This is a genomic window from Streptomyces sp. SID14436 (assembly GCF_010548465.1).
Taxonomy (GTDB): Bacteria; Actinomycetota; Actinomycetes; order Streptomycetales; family Streptomycetaceae; genus Streptomyces.
The window spans coordinates 20056-27804 of sequence record NZ_JAAGMD010000161.1 but is presented as its reverse complement, the minus strand read 5'-3'; the positions used below and the strand labels follow the sequence as shown (position 1 = coordinate 27804).

Here is a 7749-nt window from a genome sequence, read left to right as displayed (position 1 = left end):
CGCGCCCGCGTCGGCCCTGCGGCAGACCGCCGCCCTGCGGGCCGGGGCGCTGCTGGCGCTGTTCGGCCCCCTGACCGTGATCGTCGCGCAGGTCTCCGCGCTGCCGCTGACGCGCTGAGCGCCGCCGGCCCGGCCGCCCGGGCCGGGGCGGCGGGGATCTCTCGGAGATCTCTCGCAGAAGAAACGTCCCCGGCAGCGATGAGTTCCGCCCGGGCCCCCGGTCTACCTCACCGAAGGCAGACAGACCCGATGGGAGAGACCCCGCCATGTACCAGCAGATGATCTTCGTGAACCTGGCCGTGAACGACCTCGACGCCTCGAAGAAGTTCTACACGGAGCTCGGTTACGCCCTCAACGACCAGTTCAGCGACGAGAACACCGCCTCCGTCGTGATCAGCGACACCATCGTCGCGATGCTGCACACCAAGCCGCGCTACGCGGAGTTCACCAAGAAGGAGATCGCCGACGCGACCCGCACCAGTGAGGTGCTGCTGGCGCTGAGCGCCGAGAGCCGCGAGAAGGTGGACGAGCTGGTGGACCGGGCCGTCGCCGCGGGCGGGTCGGTGACCGGGGAGACCCAGGACCAGGGCTTCATGTACGGCCGCGCCTTCGACGACCTCGACGGCCACACCTGGGAGGTCGTGTGGATGGACCCGGCCGCGGTGGAGGGCTGAACCGGACGTGCGGGTCCGGGGGCGCTGAAACGTGTCCGCGGCAGCTCAAACGTGCCGGCGGTTAACGAGACGGTAAAACCAAGTCCTTGTGATGGCATATGCGTTGACACGCTTATGCGGTGCTTATAGACCTGAGACTCAAGGGAGTGCTGAGGTTTCGTCAACATTCCCTCCACCCCCCGCATTTGCGCACCTTCAGCAAAGGGCAAACGTGACAGTTTCGTCCATATCCCGCCGTACCGCCGCACGCACCGTCCGGACTCTCGGTGTCGTCTCCGCCGCAGCCGCGCTCACGCTCGGCCTCGCGGGCAGCGCGGCAGCATGCAACATCAACGAGTTCTCGGCCGAGGCCAAGTGCGTCGGTGACAAGGGTGTCATCACCGTCACCGACGTCGACCCGGCAGGCGTCCCCGCCACGGTCACCGTCTACCTCGAGAACAACGGCGCCGACGAGAAGAAGGTCGGCGAACAGGTGGTCAGGGGCTCTCGTGAGGGCGTCACCATCACCTTCGAGGAGGACTGGAAGCCGAACGCCGAGTACCGCATCCACGTCAAGGCCCTCCCGTACGTGGACGAGGACATCAAGCCGAACCTCACCACCCCGGCCACGGCCTGCAAGAAGCAGGAGGACACCACGCCTCCGAAGCCCGAGCCGACGCCGTCGGACTCCGCCTCGACCCCGGCCGAGGAGACCGGCACGCCGACGCCGAGCGAGAGCACACCGCCCGCGGACACCGGGAGCAACGCCCCGTCGCCCGCGACCGGTGACTCCCACCTCGCCGAGACCGGCGCCAACTCCAGCACCGGCCTCATCGCCGGCATCGCCGCCGCCCTGGTCGTGGTCGGCGGAGGCGCCATCTTCCTCGGCATGAAGCGCCGCGGGGCCAGCAACAGCGACAGCTGAGCCCTGCGCACCACCTGGTGCCGTCCGGTGGCCCGTCCCCCAGGGGGCGGGCCACCGCCGCGTCCGGGCCCCGCCCCCTGGGGCACGGCGGGCGTCAGCCCAGGACCACGACCTCCGCCGCGTCGAACTCCACCCCGACCTCCGCACCGGTCTCCGGGGCCGAGCGCAGCGGGCACGCGGCCTCCAGCACCGGCGCGTTCTCCGGCCGGAGGCGCACGGCGACATGGGTGCCCCGGAAGGTGCGGGCGGCGACCCGGCACCGCAGTCCCGCGTCGGCCGGGACCAGCCGGACCCCGGCGGGCCGGACGAGCAGCGTCCGGGTGCCCCGTGGGGCGTCCTCCGGGACCGGCACCTTGCCCCACGGGGTCAGCGCCACCCCGGAGTCGACCGTCGCCTCCGTCACGTTCTCGAAGCCCAGGAAGCGCGCCACGAACGCGTCCGCGGGCCGCTGCCACACCTGAAGAGGCGTGCCCGACTGGGCGATCCGCCCGTCCCGCATCACCACGACCCGGTCCGCCAGCGCGAACGCCTCACCCTGGTCGTGGGTCACGGCGAGCACCGTGGTGCCCAACCGGCGGAACAGTTCCCGCAGTTCGACGACCAGGCGCTCACGCAGCGACCGGTCGAGCTGACCGAGCGGCTCGTCCAGCATCAGCAGCCGCGGGCTCGGCGCCAGGGCGCGCGCCAGCGCGACCCGCTGCTGCTCACCGCCGGACAGTTCGGCCACCGCCCGCCGGGCCGCGCCGGGCAGACCGACCAGCTCCAGCAACTCCCGTACGCGCTCCCGCTGTTCCGGGCGTGGGGTGCCGTGCATCCGCAGGCCGAAGGCCACGTTGCCGCCCACGTCCCGCTGCGGGAAGAGCTGGTGGTCCTGGAACATCAGGCCGACCCCGCGCCGGTGCGCCGGCACGCCCGCCTGGTCGCGGCCGCTCAGCCGGACCCGGCCCGCGTCCAGCGGCTGCAGTCCGGCCACCACCCGCAGCAGCGTGGACTTGCCGCTGCCGCTGGGGCCGAGCACGCACACGATCTCGTGCTCGGCGACCTCCAGGCCGACCGCGTCCAGCACCGCCCGGCCGCCGAAGCGGACAGTCGCCCCGTCAAGGCTCAGCAGCATCTAGAACTCCCCGCTCCGGTCGGTGCGCAGTCGCTCCAGCAGAAGCAGCGCCACCGCGCACACGATCATCAGAATCGTCGACAGCGCCATCGCCTGACCGTAGTTCAGCTCCCCGGGCCGCCCCAGCAGCCGCGCCACCGCCACCGGCAGCGTCGGGTTGTCCGGCCGCGCGATGAACACCGTGGCACCGAACTCCCCCAGCGACACCGCGAACGCGAACCCGGCCGCGATCAGCAGGGCCCGCCGCACCATCGGCAGGTCCACCTCCCGCCAGGCCCGCCACGGCGACGCCCCCAGCACGGCCGCCGCCTCCCGCAGCCGGCCGTCCACGGCGCGCAGCACCGGCAGCATGGTCCGCACCACGAACGGGACGCCGACCAGTGCCTGCGCGAGCGGGACCAGGATCCACGACGCCCTGAGGTCCAGCGGCGGCTCGTCGAGCGCGATGAGGAAGCCGAAGCCGACCGTCACCGCGGACACCCCGAGCGGCAGCATCAGCAGCGCGTCGAAGCCGCGCACCAGCCGGCCCGCGTCCCGCCGGGTCAGCGCCGCGGCGGCCAGTCCCCCGATCACCACCGCGATGACGGTGGCGGCGAGGGCGTACCGCAGCGAGTTGCCCACCGCCTCGATGGGCGCGACCAGGAACACTCCCCCGTCGTCGCGGGTCAGCGCCCGGTAGTAGCCGAGTCCGGCGGCGCCCAGGGACCGTTCGACGAGCACGCCCAGCGGCAGCAGGATCAGCACGGCCACGACGGCGACGACCGAGCCGAGCAGCGCCCACTGACCCGCGCCGCGCGGCCGGCGCGCCGTCACGGCGGCGTCCACCATGCGCAGCGCGGACTCCCGCCGCCGCACGGTCCAGGCGTGCAGGGCGAGGATCGCGCCGACGGCGGCGAACTGGATCATCGTCAGGACGGCGGCCGTGGACAGGTCGAAGATCTCGGAGGTCTGCCGGTAGATCTCCACTTCGAGGGTGGAGAAGGTGGGTCCGCCGAGGATCTGGACCACACCGAAGGAGGTGAAGGTGAACAGGAAGACCATCAGCGCGGCGGCGGACACGGCGGGCGCCAGCGCGGGCAGGGTGATGCTCCGCCAGGCGGCGAACCGTGAGGCGCCGAGCATCCGCGCGGCCTCCTCCTGCCGCGGGTCGAGCTGCGACCACAGGCCGCCGACGGTGCGTACGACCACGGCGTAGTTGAAGAAGACGTGCGCGAGCAGGATCGCCCACACCGTGGTGTCCAGCCGCACCCCCCACAGGTCGTCCAGCAGCCCGCCGCGCCCCACGACCGCCATGAACGCGGTCCCGACGACGACCGTCGGCAGCACGAACGGCACGGTGACGACGGCCCGCAGCAGCTGTCTGCCGGGGAAGTCGAAACGGGCGAGGACGTAGGCGCCGGGCAGCGCGACCAGCAGGGTGAGGCCGGTGGAGACCAGGGCCTGCCAGGTGGTGAACCACAGCACCTGCCGGACGTCCGGCTGCGCCAGCACCTCGCCGACGCGCCCGAACTGCCAGACCCCGTCCACCTTCATGCCGCGCGCGACGATCGCGGCGACGGGGTAGGCGAAGAACACGGCGAAGAACGCGACGGGCACGGCCATCAGGCCGAGCCGCGCCGCGTTCCCGCGCCGCTTCGCCGCGACTCGCGTCACTTCAGAACGAGCGAGGTCCACGACTTGACCCACTGGTCACGATTCTCGGCGATCTTCGCCGGGTCCAGGGTCTGCGGGTTCTTCGCCCGCGGCCCGTACTGCGCGAACTCCTTCGGCAGCTCGGCGTCCTCGCGCACCGGGTGGACGAACATGTTGAGCGGCATGTCGTCCTGGAACTCCTTGCTGACGAGGAAGTCGAGCAGCGCCTTCCCGCCCTCGGGGTTCGCGGCGTTGCTCAGCAGCCCCGCGTACTCGACCTGCCGGAAGCAGGTGCCCTCGGCCACGCCGGTGGGGGCGGTGTCCGGCTTGGGGTCCGCGTAGATGACCTCGGCGGGCGGCGAGGAGGCGTAGGAGACCACCAGCGGCCGGTCGGCCTTGGCCTCCTTGCCGCCGGCGGAGCCCGAGAACTCCTCGTTGTAGGCCTGCTCCCAGCCGTCGACCACCTTGACGCCGTTGGCCTTCAGCTTCTTCCAGTACCCCTCCCACCCGTCGTCGCCGTACTTCGCGGCGGTGCCGAGCAGGAAGCCGAGGCCGGGCGAGGAGGTCGAGGCGTTCTCCACGACGAGGAGGTCCTTGTACTGCGGCTCGACCAGGTCGTCGAGGGTCTCGGGCGGGGTGACGCCCTTCTTCTCGAACCAGGCCTTGTCGTAGTTGACGCAGACGTCGCCGGTGTCGACCGGCGTGACGCGGTGCTTGCCCTCGTCGACCCGGAACTCCGGCAGGACCAGGTCGTGGTCCTTGACCTTGTACGGCTGGAACAGCCCGTTGTCGAGGGCCCGGGAGAGCAGGGTGTTGTCGACGCCGAAGAAGACGTCTCCCTGCGGGTTGTCCTTGGTCAGGATGGCCTTGTTGACGGCGGACCCGGCGTCGCCGTCCTTGAGGACCTTGACCTTGTAGCCGGACTCCTTCTCGAAGGCGGCGATGACGTCCTTGGACGCGGCCCACGAGTTGTGGCTGACGAGGGTCACGGTCTTCGACCCGCCGGACCCGGACGCCCCGCCGTCGCCGCCGCCGCCGTCGGACGAGCAGGCGGACAGCGTGACCAGTCCCAGCCCGACGACCAGGACGGTGGCCCGCTGCGTGACCTTCTTGGTGATGCTCACTGAATTCCTCCTGGAGGCGACCAGGAAGAGACGCGGCCCTGCCCGGGACCGGTGGGGTCCCGGGCAGGGCGCAACAGCTCGAGTGGTGACCGATCTCCCTACCCAGAATGACCTGGGCGAGGTTCGGAGGGTCTGCGGCCGGTGCCGCACTCTCAGCGCTGTGGCGCTCCCCTGTCGGAATATGAAGATGTGACTGACATGACCGGATGGTGCCCGGTCACGACGATCCAGCGGTTGTCGTGCGGTTGTTCCGCTGTCTCCTGCGGGCCAGGCTACCTCTCGCTCGCGGCGAGCTGACCGCAGGCCCCGTCGATCTCCTGTCCACGGGTGTCCCGGATGGTCACCGGCACACCGTGCGCGGCGATGGCCTCCACGAACGCCTTCTCGTCCTCCGGCCGCGAGGCGGTCCACTTCGACCCGGGCGTCGGGTTCAGCGGGATCAGGTTGACGTGCACAGGCCGACCCTTGAGCATCCGCCCGAGCCGGTCACCCCGCCACGCCTGGTCGTTGATGTCCCTGATCAGCGCGTACTCGATCGACAGCCGCCGCCCGGACCGGGCCGCGTACTCGAACCCGGCGTCCAGCACCTCGCGCACCTTCCACCGCGTGTTGACGGGGACCAGGGTGTCGCGCAGCTCGTCGTCGGGGGCGTGCAGGGAGATCGCCAGCCGGCACTTGAAGCCCTCGTCGGAGAACCGGTGGATCGCCGGGACCAGCCCCACGGTCGACACGGTGATCCCGCGCTGCGACAGCCCGAGCCCGTCGGGCTCCGGGTCGGTCAGCCGCCGGATCGCGCCCACCACCCGGTTGTAGTTCGCCAGCGGCTCACCCATGCCCATGAACACGATGTTCGACAGCCGCGCCGGCCCCCCGGGAACCTCGCCGTCCCGCAGCGCCCGCATGCCGTCCACGATCTGGTGCACGATCTCCGCCGTCGACAGGTTCCGGTCCAGCCCGGCCTGCCCCGTCGCACAGAACGGGCAGTTCATCCCGCAGCCCGCCTGCGAGGAGATGCACATGGTCACCCGGTCCGGGTACCGCATCAGCACCGACTCGACGAGCGTGCCGTCGAACAGCTTCCACAGCGTCTTGCGGGTCGCGCCCTCGTCGGTCGACAGATGCCGCACCACCGTCATCAGCTCCGGCAGCAGCGCCTCCTGCAACCGCCCCCGCGACCCGGCCGGAATGTCCGTCCACTGCTCCGGGTCGTGCGCGTACCGCGCGAAGTAGTGCTGCGACAGCTGCTTGGCCCGAAACGGCTTCTCACCGGCCGCGACGACCGCCTCCTTGCGCTCGGCGGGCGTGAGATCGGCAAGGTGCCGCGGCGGCTTCTTGGCTCCGCGCGGCGCTGTGAAGGTGAGTTCTCCGGGCTTAGGCATGGCTGTACCAGTGTGGCAGATCCAATCGGGTGACCTGGCGTCGTCCGCCCGGGCCACGGTCACCCGTGGCCGGCACCGGCCGCCGTTGAGCGGCCTCGGACACGAGTGTCTCCTCGCCGGGCTCCTGACACGGAGGACTGCTTGCCCCGGCTTCTACTGAGTGATCAGGAGCACGAGTCCCACGATCGCAAGAGTGGGCCCCAAAATCGCGAACAATCCTCCTGTGAGCCTTGCGATGACGCGTCTTCTGCGGTGCTCTTCGGCGGTCGGCGCCCTGCCATGGTGGTAGGCGACGCGGATGTCGTGCCGCATCTGATCCCCCGCGGTCGCGATGGCCCCCGCCTTGCGCAGGAAGAACCAGCCCACCAGACCTGAGCCGACGCCCCAGAGCACCAGAAAGATGGCCTCACCCTGGGGGGTCATCCGCTGACCAGCCATACTCGTGAGTATGTGCAAGGAGCCTCCTATGGTGAAGACCGGACGGGAGCGGGGTGCGGGTGGGGGCCGCGGGGAAGGGTGCGTGCACATCTCGGACGCCCGGGCACGGGCCCCGCGGAGATCACGCCTCGTCTGTGACCGCCGAGCCCTGGAGTCGTAGCGGTGCGCTCGGGTGCACCTCGCGTTCGATGCGCGGCATGATCTCGGGCAGATAGATCTTCTGTATGGCCTCGCCCGCATCATGGGCTTCCCAGTGGGCCCGAGTCGCCCAGCGCTCGACCAGGACGAACCGTGCGGGATCCTCGTGCGACTGGTACGCCTCCCAGCTGACGCAGCCGTCCTCGGCGAGGCACAGCGGGCGCATCCGAGCCAGGGCATCGGCGACGGGAGCGATGTCCTCGACCTCGGGAACGTGCACGATGACGATCAGGTCGAACATCACCACTCCTTGATCCACGCCAACGGTGAGCGGACAGGCTACAGC

General features: G+C 70.8%; 8 protein-coding genes and 1 riboswitch. Of the genes, 2 read left to right on the top strand and 6 right to left on the bottom strand.

The window, feature by feature from the left end; translation table 11 throughout:
• Positions 1 to 266: 266 nt before the first annotated feature.
• Positions 267 to 674, top strand: a complete 408-nt coding sequence (locus tag G3I53_RS05925) for a VOC family protein (protein ID WP_164338520.1) — start codon at positions 267 to 269, stop codon at positions 672 to 674.
• A 211-nt stretch (positions 675 to 885) separates the two neighbouring features.
• Entirely contained in the window at positions 886 to 1578 is a 693-nt protein-coding gene (locus G3I53_RS05920; protein WP_164338519.1) for an LAETG motif-containing sortase-dependent surface protein, read from the top strand.
• A 94-nt stretch (positions 1579 to 1672) separates the two neighbouring features.
• On the opposite strand, the gene G3I53_RS05915 is transcribed toward G3I53_RS05920, so the two are convergent.
• The 6 genes from G3I53_RS05915 to G3I53_RS05890 form a co-directional block, all read right to left on the bottom strand.
• Positions 1673 to 2692: an ABC transporter ATP-binding protein gene (locus G3I53_RS05915; protein WP_164338518.1), complete on the bottom strand. Its 1020-nt coding sequence runs from the start codon at positions 2690 to 2692 to the stop codon at positions 1673 to 1675.
• A complete protein-coding gene (locus G3I53_RS05910; RefSeq protein ID WP_164338517.1) occupies positions 2693 to 4366 on the bottom strand; it encodes an iron ABC transporter permease in 1674 nt (557 codons plus the stop codon). It abuts the gene before it with no gap.
• Positions 4342 to 5448 (bottom strand): thiamine ABC transporter substrate-binding protein, encoded by a 1107-nt coding sequence (locus G3I53_RS05905; RefSeq protein WP_164338516.1) that lies wholly within the window; start codon positions 5446 to 5448, stop codon positions 4342 to 4344. Before G3I53_RS05905 ends, G3I53_RS05910 begins: the two co-directional genes overlap by 25 nt.
• Positions 5449 to 5525: 77 nt before the next feature.
• Positions 5526 to 5631, bottom strand: a riboswitch (TPP riboswitch).
• Positions 5632 to 5720: 89 nt separating this feature from the next.
• Complete coding sequence (gene rlmN / locus G3I53_RS05900) at positions 5721 to 6827, bottom strand: 23S rRNA (adenine(2503)-C(2))-methyltransferase RlmN (protein WP_164338515.1); 1107 nt, start codon at positions 6825 to 6827, stop codon at positions 5721 to 5723.
• Between the two features lie 153 nt (positions 6828 to 6980).
• Complete coding sequence (locus G3I53_RS05895) at positions 6981 to 7265, bottom strand: hypothetical protein (protein ID WP_164338514.1); 285 nt, start codon at positions 7263 to 7265, stop codon at positions 6981 to 6983.
• Positions 7266 to 7386: 121 nt separating this feature from the next.
• Positions 7387 to 7704: an antibiotic biosynthesis monooxygenase gene (locus G3I53_RS05890; RefSeq protein ID WP_164338513.1), complete on the bottom strand. Its 318-nt coding sequence runs from the start codon at positions 7702 to 7704 to the stop codon at positions 7387 to 7389.
• Positions 7705 to 7749: the final 45 nt, after the last annotated feature.